At 68.0% G+C, this 18,289-nt stretch carries 17 protein-coding genes; 7 read left to right on the forward strand and 10 right to left on the reverse strand.

Annotated features, from left to right (window positions below; translation table 11 throughout):
- Positions 1-39: 39 nt before the first annotated feature.
- Positions 40-1,518, forward strand: coding sequence for a cysteine--tRNA ligase (cysS, locus tag NBT81_RS11720; RefSeq protein WP_338738729.1), 1,479 nt, complete (start codon positions 40-42; stop codon positions 1,516-1,518).
- A gap of 42 nt (positions 1,519-1,560) precedes the next feature.
- Here cysS and NBT81_RS11725 read toward each other — a convergent pair whose 3' ends face one another.
- Both NBT81_RS11725 and NBT81_RS11730 read right to left on the reverse strand, forming a co-directional pair.
- Positions 1,561-1,749, reverse strand: coding sequence for a hypothetical protein (locus NBT81_RS11725; protein WP_338738731.1), 189 nt, complete (start codon positions 1,747-1,749; stop codon positions 1,561-1,563).
- 33 nt (positions 1,750-1,782) lie between these two features.
- Entirely contained in the window at positions 1,783-2,097 is a 315-nt protein-coding gene (locus NBT81_RS11730) for a DUF357 domain-containing protein (RefSeq protein ID WP_338738733.1), read from the reverse strand.
- Between NBT81_RS11730 and NBT81_RS11735 the strand changes: the two genes are divergently transcribed.
- Complete coding sequence (locus NBT81_RS11735) at positions 2,096-3,274, forward strand: NAD(P)/FAD-dependent oxidoreductase (RefSeq protein ID WP_425498648.1); 1,179 nt, start codon at positions 2,096-2,098, stop codon at positions 3,272-3,274. The two genes, NBT81_RS11730 and NBT81_RS11735, sit on opposite strands and share 2 nt — an antisense overlap.
- 4 nt (positions 3,275-3,278) lie before the next feature.
- On the opposite strand, the gene NBT81_RS11740 is transcribed toward NBT81_RS11735, so the two are convergent.
- A complete protein-coding gene (locus NBT81_RS11740; RefSeq protein ID WP_338738737.1) occupies positions 3,279-3,548 on the reverse strand; it encodes a hypothetical protein in 270 nt (89 codons plus the stop codon).
- 146 nt (positions 3,549-3,694) lie between these two features.
- Here NBT81_RS11740 and NBT81_RS11745 point away from each other — a divergent pair, with 146 nt between their 5' ends.
- Positions 3,695-3,979 (forward strand): DUF7545 family protein, encoded by a 285-nt coding sequence (locus tag NBT81_RS11745; RefSeq protein ID WP_338738739.1) that lies wholly within the window; start codon positions 3,695-3,697, stop codon positions 3,977-3,979.
- On the opposite strand, the gene NBT81_RS11750 is transcribed toward NBT81_RS11745, so the two are convergent.
- The gene (locus NBT81_RS11750; RefSeq protein WP_338738741.1) at positions 3,976-4,785 is read right to left on the reverse strand and encodes a ZIP family metal transporter; all 810 of its coding nucleotides are present in this window, start codon (positions 4,783-4,785) and stop codon (positions 3,976-3,978) included. The genes NBT81_RS11745 and NBT81_RS11750 overlap by 4 nt on opposite strands.
- A 123-nt stretch (positions 4,786-4,908) precedes the next feature.
- Between NBT81_RS11750 and NBT81_RS11755 the strand changes: the two genes are divergently transcribed.
- A complete protein-coding gene (locus NBT81_RS11755) occupies positions 4,909-7,005 on the forward strand; it encodes an acetate--CoA ligase family protein (protein WP_338738743.1) in 2,097 nt (698 codons plus the stop codon).
- Positions 7,002-8,072 (forward strand): phosphotransacetylase family protein, encoded by a 1,071-nt coding sequence (locus NBT81_RS11760; protein ID WP_338738745.1) that lies wholly within the window; start codon positions 7,002-7,004, stop codon positions 8,070-8,072. Before NBT81_RS11755 ends, NBT81_RS11760 begins: the two co-directional genes overlap by 4 nt.
- A gap of 3 nt (positions 8,073-8,075) precedes the next feature.
- On the opposite strand, the gene NBT81_RS11765 is transcribed toward NBT81_RS11760, so the two are convergent.
- Positions 8,076-9,260 (reverse strand): aminopeptidase P family protein, encoded by a 1,185-nt coding sequence (locus NBT81_RS11765; protein ID WP_338738747.1) that lies wholly within the window; start codon positions 9,258-9,260, stop codon positions 8,076-8,078.
- A 98-nt stretch (positions 9,261-9,358) separates the two neighbouring features.
- Here NBT81_RS11765 and NBT81_RS11770 point away from each other — a divergent pair, with 98 nt between their 5' ends.
- Positions 9,359-10,450 carry a DUF7544 domain-containing protein gene (locus NBT81_RS11770; RefSeq protein ID WP_338738748.1) on the forward strand — a complete coding sequence of 364 codons (1,092 nt, stop codon included), beginning with the start codon at positions 9,359-9,361 and terminating at the stop codon, positions 10,448-10,450.
- A 1-nt stretch (position 10,451) separates the two neighbouring features.
- Here the strand turns inward: NBT81_RS11770 and NBT81_RS11775 are convergent, their stop codons facing one another.
- Together NBT81_RS11775 and NBT81_RS11780 are read right to left on the reverse strand one after the other, a co-directional pair.
- Positions 10,452-11,240 carry a CBS pair associated ParBc domain-containing protein gene (locus NBT81_RS11775; protein WP_338738749.1) on the reverse strand — a complete coding sequence of 263 codons (789 nt, stop codon included), beginning with the start codon at positions 11,238-11,240 and terminating at the stop codon, positions 10,452-10,454.
- Between the two features lie 47 nt (positions 11,241-11,287).
- Positions 11,288-12,745, reverse strand: a complete 1,458-nt coding sequence (locus tag NBT81_RS11780; protein ID WP_338738751.1) for a DHH family phosphoesterase — start codon at positions 12,743-12,745, stop codon at positions 11,288-11,290.
- A gap of 87 nt (positions 12,746-12,832) precedes the next feature.
- On the opposite strand from NBT81_RS11780, the gene NBT81_RS11785 reads away from it, so the two are divergent.
- Entirely contained in the window at positions 12,833-13,216 is a 384-nt protein-coding gene (locus NBT81_RS11785) for a DUF7522 family protein (RefSeq protein WP_338738753.1), read from the forward strand.
- A gap of 16 nt (positions 13,217-13,232) precedes the next feature.
- Here the strand turns inward: NBT81_RS11785 and NBT81_RS11790 are convergent, their stop codons facing one another.
- The 3 genes from NBT81_RS11790 to nuoL are packed head-to-tail and all read right to left on the reverse strand — an operon-like array spanning position 13,233 to position 18,288.
- Entirely contained in the window at positions 13,233-14,705 is a 1,473-nt protein-coding gene (locus NBT81_RS11790) for an NADH-quinone oxidoreductase subunit N (protein WP_425498789.1), read from the reverse strand.
- Positions 14,706-14,734: 29 nt separating this feature from the next.
- Positions 14,735-16,267, reverse strand: a complete 1,533-nt coding sequence (locus NBT81_RS11795) for a NuoM family protein (RefSeq protein WP_338738757.1) — start codon at positions 16,265-16,267, stop codon at positions 14,735-14,737.
- Positions 16,264-18,288: an NADH-quinone oxidoreductase subunit L gene (gene nuoL, locus NBT81_RS11800; protein ID WP_338738759.1), complete on the reverse strand. Its 2,025-nt coding sequence runs from the start codon at positions 18,286-18,288 to the stop codon at positions 16,264-16,266. Before nuoL ends, NBT81_RS11795 begins: the two co-directional genes overlap by 4 nt.
- Between the last annotated feature and the right edge of the window lies 1 nt (position 18,289).

Raw genomic sequence — 18,289 nt, forward strand, 5'->3', positions numbered from 1 at the left:
TCTTCAACTATTAATGCCTCGACTGGGAACGGGGCGGTGATGACGCTGTCCGTGACCAACACCCTGACGGGCGACCGCGAGGAGTTCGAACCAGCGGGCGACGAGGTCCTGTTGTACGTCTGTGGGCTGACGGTCTCGGACGACGCCCACCTCGGCCACGCCCGGGTGTGGACGCACGCCGACGTGATGCACCGGTGGCTCTCCCACCGTGGCTACGACGTCCGCCACGTCGAGAACTTCACCGACGTGAACGAGAAGATCGTCGCGCGGGTCGGCGAGGCCGACCTCGGCGAGTCCGAACTCGACGTCGCCGAGGGGTTCGTCGGCTCGATCGTCTCCGATATGCGTGGTCTGAACCTGAAACGGGCGACGGTGTACCCGCGGGTCTCGGAGCACGTCCCCGAGATCATCGACCTCGTGGAGACGCTGATCGACCGGGGGTACGCCTACGAGACCGAGGGGTCGGTCTACTTCGACGTGACGGCGTTCGACGACTACGGGAAACTGTCGAACCAACGAGTGGAGGAGATGGAGGCCCAGGGCGAACCGGACGAGCGCTCCGAGAAGCGCAATCCGGCGGACTTCGCGCTGTGGAAGGCCGGCGGCGTCTCCCCGAGCGACGTGGCCGAACACCGTACGGACGACCGATCGGTCGGCGACGACGCGCCTTCGGGCGAGACGTGGGAGTCGCCGTGGGGCGAGGGGCGTCCCGGGTGGCACATCGAGTGCTCGGCGATGAGCACGGCCCACCTCGACGACACCATCGACATCCACGTCGGCGGTCACGACCTCGTCTTCCCCCACCACGAGAACGAGATCGCACAGAGCGAGGCGGCGACCGGCGAGCAGTTCGCGCGCTACTGGCTCCACACCGGTCTGCTGGAGACGGCGGGCGAGAAGATGAGCTCCAGCCTCGGCAACTACTTCTACGTCGCCGACGCCTTGGAGGAGTTCGGCCCGAACGTGATCCGTACGTTCTACTGCTCGACCAACTACGGGTCGAGCCAGACCTACAGCGAGGCGGCGATGAACGAGGCGAGGGAGCGCTGGGAGCGCCTCGAACGCGCCCACGAGACGGCGGTCGAGGCCTGCGATAGCGTCGATGCCCGGACGAAAGTCGAGGCCGACGACCTCCGGACGGCGGTCGACCGGACCCGCGAGGAGTTCGCGGCGGCGATGGACGACGACTTCGGGGTGCGCGAGGCGACGGCCGCGTTGCTGGAACTCGCCTCCGCGGTCCACCGCCACGTCGACGACGCGCCGTACGACTACGTCGGCCTCCGGCGGGCGGTCGAGACGTTCGAGGAACTCGGCGGCGACGCCCTCGGTCTGGAGTTCGGCGACGACGACGGGGGTGACGCCCGCCTCGCCGACGACCTGATCGAACTCGTCCTCGACGTGCGCGAGGCCGAACGCGACGCGGGCAACTACGAGCGTGCGGACGAACTCCGGGACGACCTAGAGACGCTGGGGATCACCGTCGAGGACGGCGACGAGGGAACGACCTACCGGTACTGAGGACCGGTCGTCGGTCGGCCCGCGGCGTCGACGCCGTCCCTCCTACGGTCGCGGCCCCGTGTACTCGTAGTACGTGACTTCCCTCGCACACCACGCACAGCCACAGCCGTAGTAGCCGCTCCGCCCCGTCAGGCGGTCGGGGTGGGTGACCTCGACGTTCCGCTCGAAGCGCTCCGCGAGGTCGTGGTAGCGGTCACACTCCCGCCAGAAGGACGCGCCAGCACTCGACACGGCGTAACGTATGACCGTGGAGGAATTAATCGGTTACGGCGACCGCGCGTCGTCTGGAGGGTCCTCCCGCGCGAACAGCCCGGTCCCCTCGGGGACCGCGAAGAGCCCCATCCTGACCCCCGCGTCGAGCCACCCGTAGCCGTAGGAGAAGGCGGCCAGCGCGTTCACGGGGTCGTCCGCCTCGCGGAAGTGACGGCCGTCGTTCAGATACGACTCGGCCATCTCCCGACACTCCCGGGCGGCGGCCCCAAGCGGCGTATCGGTCGGGGGGCGCGGTTCGGCGGCGTCGAGGGCGTCGGCGAGCATTCGCCCGTAGCGGTCGGTCTTCTCCTCGAGGTCCGCGGGCATGGACGGGGGTGGGCGGGCCGGCGACAAGAAGGTGTGGGGCTGGTGGGGCGATCGGGGCCACGCCCGACAACGCAAACTAAATGGGTCTCTCGACCCTACGACGAGTATGAGCGAGAGCGACGGCGCCGAACACCGGCGTCTCATCATCGCCGGGAGCGGGATCGCGGGACTCACGGCCGCCATCTACGCCGGCCGGTCGAACAACGATCCGCTGGTGTTCGAGGGCGACGAACCGGGCGGGCAGTTGACGCTGACGACGGAGGTCGACAACTACCCCGGCTTCCCGGAGGGCATCAGCGGCCCGGAACTCGTCAGCGACATGCGCGAACAGGCCCGGAAGTTCGGAGCCGACGTGGAGAACGGCGTCGTCGAATCGGTCGAGGTCGAAGACGACCCCGGCGTCGGCCACCGGTTCCGCGTCGTACTGACCAGCGGCGACGTCTACACCGCCGACGCGTTCATCGCGGCGTCGGGCGCGAGCGCCCGGACCCTTGGCATCCCGGGCGAGGACGAACTCATGGGCTACGGTCTCTCGACGTGTGCGACCTGTGACGGCGCCTTCTTCCGCGACGAGGAAATCGTCGTCGTCGGCGGCGGCGATGCGGCCTGCGAGGAGGCCGTCTTCCTGACGAAGTTCGCCTCGACGGTTCACCTGGTCCACCGGCGCGAGGAGTTCCGCGCCGAGGACTACTGGATCGACCGCCTGATGGACCACGTCGAGGACGGCGACATCGAACTCAAACTGAACACGGAGGTGACGGAGCTTCACGGCTCGCGGGAGGAGGGTGTCGAGGGTGTGACGATGGTTCACCACCCCGAGGGCCACCCGACCGACAAACCCGACGACCCCGACACCGAAGAGTTCGCGTTCGACGCGGGTGCCGTCTTCTACGCCATCGGCCACACGCCGAACACGTCGTATCTCGAGGGTCTGGACGTGGAGATGGACGACGAGGGGTATCTCGAAACCGCGGGTGGCGACGGCGGCGGCCAGACCGCGACGGGCGTCCCCGGCCTGTTCGGTGCGGGCGACGTGGTCGACTACCACTACCAGCAGGCGATCACCGCGGGCGGCATGGGCTGTAAAGCGGCCATCGACGCCGACGGCTACCTCGAGGATCTGGAGCGAGAACGGGCGGCAGCGGAGGAGCCCGCGGCGGCCGAGAGCGACGACTGACGGCTCACAGCAGACGGATCGCTTTCGTACGGAGGTCGTCGTAGAGGCTTCCGTCGTCGGCTATTCGTGACAACTCCTCGGTCGCGTCGCATTCGCCGAGCTGTTCGATGGCGGCTGCCCGCAGTTCTTTGTAATTTCCGCCGTCCGTCGCGAACCGATACAGCTCCGCCGCCGCCCCCTTCTCGCCCAGTTGTTCGATTGCTTCCCGACGGTGTTCCTTGCTGTTTCCACCGTCGTCCGCGATTCTGTACAGTTCGGTCGCGCCGTCCGTCATGGCCGACGGGTCGGACGCACACCATAATAAAGGTGCGACGGGGATCGCCACGATTCGGCGGCAACGCCCACGGCGTCCACAGAGTGGACCCGCCGTGACTACCAGATTCCCACACGCCCTTATACCGAGCGCCCCGAGTAGTGGCCATGGTCGACACCGAGACGTACACCGTTACGGGACCGAGCGGCGAGAGCGACGAGTTCGAACTCCCGGAGGGGTTGGTCGACACCCTCTCCGAACAGGGCGAGCGACCGCCCACGGTCGTCGCCGAAATCACGCTACTGGCCTTCGTCCAGCGATCCCACGCCATCGTCCACCACGCAGAGGGCGAGGTTCCGGAGGACCTCCGCGAGATCAACGAGACAGCCGAGGAACTGTTCGAGGAGCGGTTCGGCATGACCTTCGGCGAGGCGACGGGACACGACCACTAGACGAGCAAGAGCGGCACCATCGCCAGGACGCCGACGGCGAGGCCAACCGCGAGCTCGCGCCGGCCGCCACCGGGCAGATCGGCACCGATGTCGAGGGCTTCGGGGACGAACTCCGTGAGGACGAGGTAGATCATCGCGCCGGCGGCGAAGCCGAAGCCGACGGGGAGGAACTCGCGGGCCACCCGGACGAACAGATACGCGAGCACCGCACCGATGGGCTGTGGGAGGCTGGAGAACACCGCCCACCAGACCATCTTCCACTCCGAGACCCCGAGCGTGCGTAGCGGAATCGATATCGCGACGCCCTCGGGGACGTTGTGGATGGAGATGGCGATGGTCATGAACACCGCGAGCACGGGGACGACGACGCCGAACACGCCGATTGACGCCGTCCCTCCCTGCAGGCCGAGGTCGGCGAAGGAGACGCCGACCGCCACCCCCTCGGGAAAACTGTGGACGGTTAGCACACCCAGAATGAGCAGGAGTTTCCGGTAGTCTGCCTCCGCGTACTGCTTCGGGTGCACCTCGTACCCGTCGATGATCTCGTGGGCGACGACGACGAGGACGACGCCCGCGACGAGTCCGGGGATCAGTTCGAGTGGCGAGGCAGCCTCGGCCAGTCCCTCGAATACCAGGCCGAACACCGACGCCGACACCATGATCCCGGAGGCGAGTCCCCACAGCACTACGTTCCAGCGGTCGCTCACGTCGTCGACGAAAAAGAAGGGGAGCGCACCGAGACCGGTCGCGAGCGCCGTCACGAGGCCGGCGACGAAGACGAACGTGAGATTCGCGAGCAGCGTCATCGGAAGATGGCAGGGCGTCGATGCGGGTAAGCGTTATCACGAACCTGATATTTTTGGCACGCCTAAACGCCCGCGTCCGTCTCCCGTCGCGTTTATGCAGTCGCCCGTGGTACGGCCGAGGTGATGGGAGAGCTATCCGAACTGTTCGTCCCCGACCGGGTCGCCGTCGCCGGTGCGACGGAGCGCCGGGGGTCGGTCGGCCGGGCACTCGTCGAGAACCTGCAGGCCGGCTTCGAGGGCGACATCGTCCCCGTCAACCCGAACTACGACGCGGTGTGTGGTCTCCCCTGTGTCGACGAGGTGGGCGAGACGAACGCCGATCTGGCGGTGGTGGCGGTGCCGGCCGCGGCCGCGGTCGACGTGGTTCGTGACGCGGGCGAGGCCGGGATCACCGGCGTCGTCGTCGTCACGGCCGGGTTCGGCGAGGGTGGGGACGAGGGCGTCGAGCGCGAGCGTGCCCTCGAAGCCGTCGCGGCGGAGTACGACCTCGACCTCGTGGGCCCGAACTGTCTGGGCATCATCAGCACGCCGGTCGGGTTGAACGCTACGTTCGCCCCCGGCGGGTCGCCCTCGGAGGGGTCGATATCCCTCTGTAGTCAGTCGGGCGCGTTCGTCACCGCCGTCCTCGACTGGGCGGCGGACCACGGCGTCGGGTTCAAGGACGTGGTGTCGCTGGGGAACAAGGCCGTTCTCGACGAGTCGGACTTCGTGGCGTCGTGGGGCGACGACGACGGGACCGACGTGATCGTCGGCTACCTCGAGAGTATCGAGGACGGCCGCCGGTTCGTCGACGTGGCCAGCGAGGTGACTCGGGAGACGCCGGTCGTCGCCGTCAAGTCCGGCCGGACCGAGGCGGGGGCGCAGGCGGCATCCTCGCACACGGGGGCGATGGCCGGCCGGGACCGTGCCTACGAGGCGGGGCTTCGGGCGGCGGGCGTCATCCGGGCCGACAGCGTCCAAGACCTGTTCGACGCCGCGCGAATCCTCGCCGGCCAACCCCTGCCCGACACCGACGGCGTGGCGGTCGTCACCAACGCCGGCGGCCCGGGCGTGATGGCGACCGACGCCGTCGGCGACGGACCGCTCTCCCTCGCCGAATTCGGCGACGACACCCTCTCTCGACTCCGCGAGTTGCTCCCCAGCGAGGCGAACCCCTACAACCCGGTCGACGTCATCGGCGACGCCGACAACGAGCGGATGCGGGCGGCCGTCGACGCCGTGCTCGACGACGACGCCGTCGGCTCGGCCGTCGTCATCGCCGCACCCACCGCGACGCTCGACTACGACCGCCTCGCCGACGACGTTGTCGACCTCCAGTCGGCACACGACCTCCCGGTCACGACGTGTCTCATGGGTGGCGAGCGCGCCCGTCGGGCCGGGGGTGTCCTCGACGAGGCGGGGATTCCCAACTACTTCGACCCCGCACGCGCGGTCGGAAGCCTGGGGACGCTGTCGCGGTATCGGTCGATCCGTGAGCGGCCGGTCCGGGAACCGACGACCCACGACGTGGACCGGGAGGCGGCCCGAGAGGTGCTCGAACGGGCGCGTGACCGTGGCGCGACCCGTCTCGGCGTCGAGGCGATGGAGTTGCTCGACGCCTACGGCATCCCGACGCCCGCCGGCGAGGTGGTCGACTCCCCGACCGACGCGCTGACGGTCGCCGAGGCTATCGACGGCGACGTCGTCATGAAGATCGTCAGCCCGGACATCCTCCACAAGTCCGACATAGGCGGGGTGAAAGTCGGCGTCCCTCACGAGGACGTGTACGACGCCTTCGAGGATCTGATCACGCGGGCGCGCAACTACCAGCCCGACGCGACCATCCTCGGCGTCCAGGTCCAGGAGCGCGTCGACCTGTCGACCGGTGTCGAGACCATCGTCGGCACGAACCGCGACCCGCAGTTCGGTCCGCTCGTCCTCTTCGGCCTCGGCGGTATCTTCGTCGAGGTGATGGAGGACACCGCCGTCAGACTCGCGCCCGTCGCCGAAGCCGACGCGGACGGGATGCTCGACGACATCCAGGCCGCGCCGTTGCTATCCGGCGCACGCGGGCGAGACCCGGTCGACCGATCGGCGATCGCCGAGACGATCGGCCGCCTCTCGCAACTGGTCACCGACTTCCCGAGCATCCTCGAACTCGACGTGAACCCGCTGGTGGCACGACCCGACGGCGTGCAGGCCGTCGACCTCAGACTGACCCTCGATCCAGACACGCTATGAACACGTTACTCGTCACCGCGACCGGAGAGAGCACAGGGAAGACGGCCATCGCCATCGCGCTGGGCCGCCACGCGCAGTCCCGTGGTCGGAGCGTCGGCTACATGAAACCCAAGGGGACTCGTCTCCAGAGCGTGGTCGGCAAGACGCTGGATCGTGACCCAATGCTCGCGCGCGAACTCCTCGACACCGACGACGAGATGCACGAGATGGAACCGGTCGTCTACTCGCCGACGTTCGTCCGGAGCGCACTGGAGGGACGGGAACGGCCGGACGACCTCCGGAAGCGGATCCGGGAGGGGTTCGACGCCGTCTCCGCCGACCGCGAGTTCGTGGTGGTCGAGGGCGGCGGTCGTTTCTCCACGGGCGGTGTCGTCGACCTCACCGACGGCGACATGGCGGAGTTGCTGGACGCCGACGTGGTGGTGGTCGCGGACTACGCGACGCCGACCGACGTGGACGAGGTGCTCGCGGCAGTCGATGGGGTCGGCGACCGCCTCGCCGGGGTTCTGTTCAACCGCGTCCCGGACGCCGCCTACGACGAGGTGGAGGGTCTCGTCGCACCGTTCTTGGAGCGTCGTGGCATCCCCGTCCTCGGCGTCCTCCCGCGCGAACCGGAGTTGGCGGGGGTCACGGTCGCCGACCTCGCCGACGAACTCGGGGCCGATCCCCTAACCGACGCCCCGACCGACGGCGTCGTCGAACGACTCCTCGTCGGGGCGATGAGCGGCGAGGAGGCGCTGCGGTACTTCCGGCGGACGAAAGCCGCCGCGGTGATCACCGGCGGCGACCGGACCGACATCCACACCGCCGCGCTCCAAGCGCCCGGCGTCACCTGCCTGATACTCACCGGCGGTCACCGTCCGCCGTCGACCGTCCTCGGGACGGCCGCAGAGACGGGCGTCCCGATCCTGCTCTGTAGGGGAGACACGCTCACGACGCTCGAACGCGCCGAGGAGGTCGTCAGCGGCGGACGGACGCGCGACGAACGCACCGTCGACGTGATGGGTGATCTCCTGGCGGACCACGCAGACTTGGACGCCCTGATCGGCACCGAGACCGACGAGTAGGTCTCAACACTCCCAGCCGTGGTCGGTGTCGTTGAGTCGCTCGGCCCCGTCGCCGGACTGCGTCCGACTGTCACCGGCTTCGCCGGTTGCCCGAGGCGTCTCTGACGCCTCGCTGCCCGAGGAGTGTGGCTCCTCGCTGTCGGTGACGAGGACGAGGTCCTCGATCCGGACGCCGAAGCGGTCGGGGAGGTAGACGCCCGGCTCGACGCTGAAGATCATTCCCGGTTCGAGTTCGACGTCGCCGCCGGCGACGACGTCGGGGTCCTCGTGGACCTCGAGACCGACACCGTGGCCCGTTCGGTGGACGAAGCGGTCGCCGTAGCCCGCGTCCTCGATGACCGACCGGGCGGCGCGGTCGACCGCTCCGGTCGTCACCCCGGGTTCGGCGGCCGCAACGCCCGCCGCCTGGGCTTCGCGGACGGCGTCGTGAACCGTCTCGAACTCCGCGGGTGGGTCGCCGTCGAAGACCACCGTCCGCGTCGTGTCGCTGGGGTAGCGGTCGACCCGCGTCCCGAAGTCGAGGACGACGGGGTCGCCCGCTCGGATCTCCCGGTCGCCGCTCGCGTGGTGGGGGTCCGCGCCGTTCGGCCCGGCGGCGACGATGGTCTCGAAGGCGACGCCCGTGCCGCCGTGGGCGTCGAGACGGTCCTCGACGAACGCCGCGAGGTCGGCCTCCGTGCGACCGACGGCCTCGGCACCGAGCGCGCGAACGTCCCGCATCGTCGCGTCCGCGGCCCGCGCCGCCGCCCGGAGGGCGTCGCGTTCCCGGTCGTCCTTCCGTCGGCGCAGCGGTCCGAGCACCTCGCTCGCGAGGCCGACGGAGGCGTCCGGAAACCGCCGTCGGAAGTCGAGCGAGAACCGCGTCCACATCCGGTCCGCGAGGAGGAGACGTGACGGCGGCGCGTCCCACACCTCCTCGAGGACGGGATCCGGTCCCGTCTCGTCGTCCCACGGTCGCACGTCCATCACCCACGTCGCCCCGCGGATCGTCGGGGCGTCGAGCGCCGGGACGACGGCCGTCGGGTCGCCGTCGGCGGGGACGATCAGGCAGGTGAGCCGGTCGCTCTGCTCGGCGTCGATTCCCGACAGGTAGTAGAGGTCCGGCCCCGGCGTGAGGACGAGCGCGTCGGCACCGACGGCATCGAGGCGTGACTGTGCGCGCCTCGTCCGGCGTTCGAACGGCGTCATATGCTCCCCCTTCCGCCTCCGGCATCAAAGGCCCGTCGCGTCTCCGACGGCGAGATGGACCCACGCGTTTTTTGTCACCCGACTGCGAGGTGGCTGCCATGTCCCGCTGGTACGCACTTGCGGCCCTCCGAGACGCGCGTAGCGCGACCGAAGACCTCCTTCGGCCACTCGACAGGAGTCGGTGGCTCCGCCTCGCGCTGATCGCCCTGTTCGTCGGCGTCGGCGGCGGGGCACCGACCGGGAGCGGAAATTTCGACGTGCCCACCGGCGGTGGCGGGGAGACGCCGAGTGACTTCCCCGCGCCGACACTGCCCCAACTGGACGGGGCCGTCGCGGTCCTGATCGGCGTCGTCGCGCTGATCGTCCTCCTCGCGCTCCTGTGGAGCGCCGTCGGTGCCGTGATGGAGTTCGTCCTGGTCGTCGGCCTCCGTGACCGCGAGATCGGCATCCGTCGACCGTTCGGTGACAACCTCGGACGGGGGCTCCGGCTGTTCGGCTTTCGGCTCGCCGTCGGTCTCGGGAGCCTCCTCCTGATCGCCGTCCCACTCGTCGCCGTGATCGGTCTCGGCGTGAGCATCTCCCCGCTCTTGCTCGTCGGCCTCGTTCCGCTCGTCGTCCTCGTCGGTCTGCTCTCGATCGCCGGGAGCGTGGTCGTCGGCCTGACGACCGACTTCGCGGTGCCGACGATGCTCGTCGAGGATCGGGGCGTCCTCGACTCGTGGCGTCGTCTCTGGCCCACGCTCCGCGCCGAGTGGAAACAGGTGGGTGTCTACCTCGTCGCCAAGTTCGTCCTCGGCATCGCCGCGAGCCTCGCCGTCTCCATCGTCGTCTTCCTCGTCGCTCTCGTCGTCGCCGTCCCGCTCGCCCTCGTCGGCGGTGGACTGTATCTGGCTATCTCGGCCGCCGGCGTCGGCCACGCGGGTCTGATCGTCGTCGCTCCCCTGATCGTGCTGTTCGTCCTCGTGATGATCGTCGCGGCACTGCTCGTCCAGGTGCCCGTGCTAACCTTCGTCCGCTACTACTCGCTGTCGGTGCTCGGGATGTTGTTCCCCGACCTGGATCTGGTCGGCGTCGACCGACCGACCGAGGACGAAGACGACACGGGTGGATCGGTGGAGGCGGACACGGACGAAGCGACGGACACGGGGACGACCGGAACGAGCGTGGACACGGACGATCCGGACCGGTGAGTTACTGTAGCCGTTCGGTCGTCTCGATCAGCGGGTGGCGCGCGTAGTCGACGACCTCGATGTCGTCGATGGTTTCGAGGCCCTCCTTGTCGGCGGTCTTCTCCATCCCGAGTTCGACCTCGAGGTCGGCGTCGACGACGATCACGTAGGCGTCCATCTCCTCGATGTCGTGGCGGGTGGCGGCCATGACGCGGTGGTGTCCGTCGGCGAGGAGGAGTGTCCCGCCGTTGTCGATGACGACGACCGGTTCGGCGAGCCCGTGTTCGAGTTCGTAACTCCGACCCTGCAGTTCGTCGGCGTACACCCGCCCTTGGGTCGGGGTGAGCTCCGCTAGTTCGACCTCTCGGCGCTCCTCGGTAACCTCGATGTCGTGTATCTCTTCGAGCGTGCGCATGAGTTTCCCGACCTTCTCGGGTGTCGCACGCTCGATCTGACTCCGGATCACGTCCGTGTTGGAGATGATACCGACGAGTTTTCCGGTGTCGTCGACGACCGGAAGCTTCTGGATCCCGGAGCGGAGGATCACTCGGGCGGCGTCGTTGATCTTCATGTCGGGGTGGGCGACGACGATGTCCTCCGACATCACGGTGAAGATGAGCGCATCGTCGTCGGCGGGCAGGAGGTCCCGGGCACTGACGAACCCCTCGACGTTGCGGCCGTCCGTCACCGGAAACCCGGTGTGGCCGTCGCTCTCGACGATCCGACGCGACACTTCGGCGACGTCGTCGTCCGGGTCGACCGTCGCCACGTCACGAGTCATGTATTCTTCGACTGTCGCGTTGGCGGCCATCGACGGTCCCTACGCCGCCGACTCTCAAAAACGTGGTCGTCGACGCGTCACTCGTCGGCCAGCGGAAAGTCGAAGCCGACGTCGACGGCGGTCGAATCGAACGACGGCGAACTCGGGGGATCCTCCAGTACCTCCAGTATTCGCCCCGCGATCACTTCGTCGACGATGTCCGACAGCGAGTCCGAGGACTCCTCGTCGACCGTCCCGAGGATGCCGAGCGGGATCTGTGCGCCGGCCATGTCGGCGTGGCCGCCCGCGCTCCCGATGGACCCGAGCGCGTCCCGCAACACCTCTCCGAGGTCGATCCCGGCACCCCGGGACCGCGCGGAGAGGTACACCGTCCCGTCGAGGAAGCCGTACACCGCCGAGATGGAGATGCCCTCCATACCGAGCAGTTTGTCGGCGGCCTGTGCGAGTGCGTCGCGGTTGCGGATGGAGCCGACACCGGAGGTGAGTACGTCGTCCCGCACCTCGCGGTTTCGGATCGCGGCCGCGAGCGTCGCGAGGACGTCGGGGCTCATCCGCGGTGACTCCACCCGTTCGAGGACCGACGCGTCGGCGTAGGGGCTGAGGAAGGCCGCCGCTTCGAAATCCGAGTCGGCCGCCTCGCGTGTGAAATCGCGCGTGTCGACCCGGAGACCGTACAGCAACGCGGTCGCAACCTCGCGGTTCGGGTCGACACCCAGTCGCCGCAGGTACTCCGCGAGGAGCGTACTGGTCGCACCGACGCCGCTCCGGAGGTCGACGAACGCCGCCTCCACCGGCGCGCGCGGCGGGTGGTGATCGATCACCACGTCGATCGGCGTCTCCGGGTCGAGGCCGTCGTTCACGCCGGGTCGGGAGTGATCCACCAACGCGACGCCCGCGTACTCCTCGATCCCCTCGGAGTCGTCGAGGTGTCGCATGTTCAGATCCAGCAAGTTCATCAACGCCCGGTTCTCTTGGTGGGAAATGTTGCCGTAGTAACACGGGTCGCCCTCGACGCCGACCGATCGTGCGATCCCCGCGAGTGCGACGGCCGACCCGATGGCGTCGGGATCGGGGTTGTTGTGGGTCACGACTGCCAGCCGACCGTCGATCCGCCGGAGGGTGTCCAACAGTCGACACGTCCGCTCGGCCTCGGTGCCGACGGCCGAATCGAGGACGTACTCGGAGACGATTCGCTTCGGATCGATCACCCGATCGGCGATCCGGTCGAAGTCGGCTCGCGAGCCGTCACGCCCCGTACACACGACGAACAGGGCGTCGGGAAACGCCTCCTTCGCTCTGCGGGCGGCCGCGAGGTTGTCGGCGGTGTCGTCCCCGAGCACCAACACCGTGTCGGCCCTCTCGGGGTACGTCTCGGGGTCGGCCGGATCGCCGCGAACGACAGTCGTCGCCTCTTCGATCCCGTCGACGGAGTAGTCGTCTGGAACGACCGCCCACAGGTCCCCGCCCCACGTCGACACGACGCCGAGGACGACCTCGCCGGCGTGACCACAGCCGAGCACTAGCCGCCTGACCATGTCCGGTCGAAACCGTCGAGGGCGGAAAACCCTACCGTCCGAGTCGCCGATGGAGTTAACCGACTGTGTGTCGTGATACCATGCGACATGAGCGAGCACCGTGACCTCGTCGACCCGGCGCTCGAAGAGCAACTGGTGAGCACCTGCCGAACCGCTGTCGGGGACAGTCTCCGGAGTATCACCTACTTCACGCCGGACGGCTACGAACAGGTGTACCTCCGATCCGATCTGGAGGCCGACACCGACCTCGGAGCGCTCGTCGAACACGAGGTCGCGGGCTTTCGCACGCAGTTGGCCTACGACGGGAGCGAACTCGGCGACTACCAGTACACGCTTCGGGTGTTCGAGAACGGATTCGTCACGCGCGTGATCACGGACGACCACGGCGTGTTCGTGACGACCGACGGCATCACGGTCCGGCGGTCGCGGGAAGTGACCGGTGCGATCCGGTCGACGCTGGAACTGGACTGACGGTGGCGAGCGCGGCCTACGCGAACAGCGCTGCGGCCGCACTCTGTGCCGTCTCGACGACCGGCCCGAACGCCGGGAGGAGCACGAGCGTCCCGACGGCCGCGGCGAGCACTGCGACGTAGAGGCCAAGTGGTGTCGCACCGAGGTCGAACCCGTCGACGGGGTCCTCGATCCACATCGCCTTCACCACGCGGGAGTAGTAGAACAGCGACAGCGCGCTGTTGATCGCGCCGACGGCGGCGAGCCACCAGAAGCCGCCCTCGATGGCCGAGTAGAAGAGGGCGTACTTCGAGAGGAAGCCACCGAAGGGTGGCAGTCCAGCGAGCGAGAACATGAACACCGTCATCGCGAGGCAGGCGACCGGCGCTCGCGTCGCGAGGCCCTGATAGTCCTCGAAGGTCCGGCCGATCTCCCAGCGCTCGGCCATCGCGATGAACAGGAACGCCCCGGTGTTCATGAAGCCGTACACCAAGAGGTGGGCCATGCTCGCGCCCATCACGTTCCCGTTCGGTCCACCGCCCGAGAGCGCCGCCAGGCCGATCAGCGCGTAGCCCGCGTGCCCGACCGAGGAGTACGCCAACATTCGCTTGACGTTCTCCTGGGTCGCCGCCGCGAAGTTGCCGAGCGTCATCGTGACGACGGCGAGGACGGCAAAGAGCAGCGGCCAGTCGATGCCCATCGGGACGACGGTCTCGAGGGGGAACGCGACCGCGAACACACGGAAGGCGACGGCGAAGCCAGCGGCCTTCGACGCCGACGAGAGGAAGGCGCTGATCGGTGCGGGCGCACCCTCGTACGCCTCCGGTGCCCAGAAGTGGAAGGGGACGGAGGCCGTCTTGAACGCGAACCCGCCGGCGATCATCACGACCCCAACCCCCACGATACCGACGAAGTCGTCGGCGTCGCCGATGGCGGCAGCCACGTCCGACAGGAGCAGCGACCCCGTCGCGGCGTACACGAGCGAGATACCGAAGACGAGAACGCCCGAGGAGACGGCGCCCACGAGGAAGTACTTCAGCCCGGCCTCGACGCTCCCCCGGTTCTTCTTGAGGAAGGCGACGAGCGCGTACGAGGGGAGCGAAGCGAGTTCGAGGCTGACGAACACCGTCGCCAGCGACCCTGCCGAGGCCATGAGGCTCATCCCCGTCGCCGCGAGCAACACCAGGGAGTAGAACTCCGCCTGGTAGGTTCGGTCCCGCAGGTAGTCGTGACTGGCCAGCGACACCATGGCGACGACGCTGGCGACGATGACGGTGAAAAAGAGGCTCAACCCGTCGACGACGAGCGAGCCACCGTACAGTTCGATCGCACCACCGGCCTGTCCGGTGCCCGCGAGCAGGTACCAGCCGGCGACGGCGAGTGTGGCGACGCTCCCGCCGACCGAGACGGCCGCCAGCGCGGTCGGTCGCGTCGAGTCGGGGTCGATGCTGTCGACCAACAGCAAGACGAGCGCCGTCAGGCCGAGCAACACCGTCGGTGCGATGGCCATCCACGTCGGGAGTTGGATCTGTAGTGGCGTCACGAGAGGTCACCTCCGAAGTCGAGCAGCGGATCGACCGCGTCTTGGATCATCCCGAAGAAGAGGTCGGGAGCGACCCCGAGGACGATGATCGTCACGAGCAACACCGCGAGCGGCACCGTCTCGTGGAGCGCGGCCGGACCGACCTCGTAGTCGGTTTCGAGGCGGAACGAGCCAAAGAGCGTCCGCTGCATCGCGAGCAGCAGGTAGCCGGCGACGATCACGATGCCGAACATGGCCGCCGCGGTAAAGAGCGGCATGGCGGCGTGGACCGTCGATTCGAACGCGCCCTTGAAGATGAAGAACTCGCCGGCGAAGCCGGCCATCAGGGGCAGCCCCATGTAGCCGAAGGCACCGGCGACGAAGATGCCGGCGGTGACCGGCATCCGGTCGGCCATGCCGGACATGTCCCCGACCATCCGGGTGTGGGTGGTGTTGTACATGACGCCGACCGACATGAACATCAGCCCCGAGATGAGGCCGTGGGCGATCATCTGGAAGGTCGCCCCGCCGACCCCGTAGGTCGTGTAGGCGATCAACCCGAGGATGACGTAGCCCATCGACGAGACGGACGAGTAGGCGACGATGCGCTTGAGGTCCTGTTGGGCCAGCGCCAGCATCGCGCCGTAGATGACGCTCACGACGGCGAGCAGTGCGATCGGAACCACGAACTGCGTCGCCGTCTCGGGCAGCATCGTGAAGTTGAACCGGAGCAGGGCGTAGGTCCCCATCTTCAGGAGGACGCCCGCCAGCATCACCGACACGGGTGACGGCGCCTCGACGTGGGCGTCCGGGAGCCACGTGTGGAACGGGACGATGGGAACCTTCACCGCGAAGCCGAGGAACATCGCCACGAAGGCGACGGTTCGGAGCGTTCCGGCGGGGATACCGTGTAGCGATCCGAGTTCGCCAGCCCGGAGCGCGGTCGCGATGGCTGGCATGTCCAGCGACGACACCGAGTCACCCAGGCCGAAGACCAGGGCGATGAAGCCGATGAACATCGCCAGCGACGCGATGTTCGTGTAGACGAAGAACTTGATCGCGGCGTACTTCCGGCGCGGGCCGCCCCAGACGCCGATGAGGAAGTACATCGGCAGGAGGACGGCCTCCCAGAAGATGAACCAGACGAAGAAGTCGAGCGCGGTGAACACGCCCAGTAGGTTCGCCTCCATGAACAGCATCAGTCCGTAGAACTGGGACTGGCGGTCGTCGATCGGCGTCCACGCGCTCACGATGGCGAGCGTCGAGAGGATCGTCGTCAACACGACCAGCGGGAGGCCGATACCGTCGACGCCGACGTGCCAGTTGAGCGTGTAGCCGCCGAGTTCCAGCCACGGAACTATCGTCTCGAACGCGGGGTCGCCGCCCGTGAGGGCGTTGCCGGTCGCGTCGAATCGACTCCACATGTAGAGGCTCCCCGCGACGGGGAGCAGACTCAGCGCTGCCGCGAGGCGTCCGGCCACCCGGTCGGGGGCGAGCAGGACGACCATCGAGGCGGCAAAGGTCACGGCGATCAACCCTTCGATAATCATGCGAACCACCCTCCGAGAACACCGAACACCACAAGTAACGCCGTCAGCCCGAGGGTGAGGAGCACGGCGTAGTTGGTCACGACACCGGTCTGAATCCGCCGGATGCGACTCCCGGCGAACAGGCTCACGCTGGAGACGAGGTCGACGACCCCGTCGATGACACCCTGGTCGAACTTGTCGGCCAGCCGAGCGAGCGGTAGGACGACCGACTCCGCGATCCAGACCTGGTACTCGTCTTGGTAGTAGTTGTTGTACCAGAGCGTCTTGATCGCGCCGAGTTTCGCCGTGTGCTCGTCGGGGTCGGCGACGTTGTAGAGGACGTGCGCGGTGAGGACGCCCGCAAGCGCGAGGGCGAGCGACACCGCGCCAGCGACGTAGGAGGCCACGTCCGCGGCGGAGTAGCCCGCGTAGTCGTGGAGCAACTCGCCGTAGTGTTCGCTCGTGAGCGCCGACAGTTCACCGTGGGCGAGCCAGTCGTGGAGATACTCCGGCGGGAAGCCCCCCGTCAGGTCGTGCAACGGGACCATGTTGACGAAGCCGACCGTCGCGGCCAGAATCCCGAGCACCACCAGCGGGGCCTTCACGTTCCACCGCACCCCGTGGGGGTCGCGGGCCACGTCGGTACGGGGTTCGCCGTGGAAGGTGAGAAAGACCATCCGGAAGGTGTAGAAGCCGGTGAAGAAGACGGCCACCAGTCCCATCGCGTAGCCGGCCAGCAGGAGCGGCGAGCCGTCGAGTCCGTGTATCAGTGCCTCGTAGAGCACCTCGTCTTTCGACCAGAAGCCGGCGAAGGGAACGATGCCCGCGAGCGCCAGCGACCCCGAGAGGAAGGTGTAGTAAGTGACGGGCATCCGCTCTTTGAGCCCGCCCATGTTCCACATGTCCTCGTCGTGGTGCATGGCGATGATGACCGCGCCGGCACCGAGGAAGAGCAGCGCCTTGAAGAAGGCGTGGGTGAGCAGGTGGAAGGTGGCGGCGACGTAGCCGCCCGCGCCCAGTCCGAGCATCATGTAGCCGTACTGCGAGATGGTGGAGTAGGCGAGCACCTGCTTGATCTCCCGCTTGACGACGCCCATCGTCGCTGCGAAGAGGGCAGTGAACCCCCCGACCAAGGCGACGATACCGAGAGCGGTGGGAGACAGCGCGTAGAAGCCGTACATCCGGGCGACGAGGTAGACGCCGGCCGCCACCATCGTCGCGGCGTGGATGAGCGCGGAGACGGGCGTTGGACCCTCCATCGCGTCCGGGAGCCACGTGTGCAGCGGGAACTGGGCGGATTTCCCGATCACGCCCCCGAGGATGAGGAGGCCGAGGATGGTGAACCACGTCTGTGGCGCGAAGCCGAAGGTGGTCACGTCGGCCGATCCCGCCAGTACCTGCTCCGCGATGACGGGGAATGCTCCCTCTCCCGCGAACTTCGCCGTGCCGAAGGTGGCGAAGACGGCGACGACGCCGACGAGGAAGAAGTAGTCACCGAAGCGGGTGACGAGGAACGCCTTCTTCGCGGCGCTCGGCGGCCCCTCCTCGCGGAACCAGAAGCCGATCAGGAGGTACGAACAGAGGCCGACGAGTTCGAAGAACATGAACGCCATCAGCAGGTTGTCGGCGACGACGAACCCGAGCATGGAGGCGGTGAACAGGCCGAGCCCGGCGTAGTAGCGCGGCAGGCCCGTCTCGCCCTCGTCGTTCATGTATCCGAGGCTGAACACGTGGACCAGCAGCGCGACCAGCGAGACGATGAGCAGCATCATCGCCGCCAGCGGATCGAGGAGAAGTCCGAACGTGAGTGTCGTCGTCCCCTCGCCGACGCCCGCGGCCCACGTGTACAGCGTCTCGTTGTATGCGTTGCCGGCGCTGACGGTCAGGAAGACCCACGCCGACAGCACCAGCGAGCCCGCGGTGGCGGCGATACCGCCGAACGCGCCGCCCTTGGGGAGGTACTTCCCGCCCGCGAGCGACACGAGGAAAGATAGGAAGGGGAGGAGGACGATGGCGGGCGCGTAGTCGAACGCTCCGACCATC

This window comes from Haloplanus sp. CK5-1 (genome assembly GCF_037201915.1).
GTDB lineage: Archaea > Halobacteriota > Halobacteria > Halobacteriales > Haloferacaceae > Haloplanus > Haloplanus salilacus.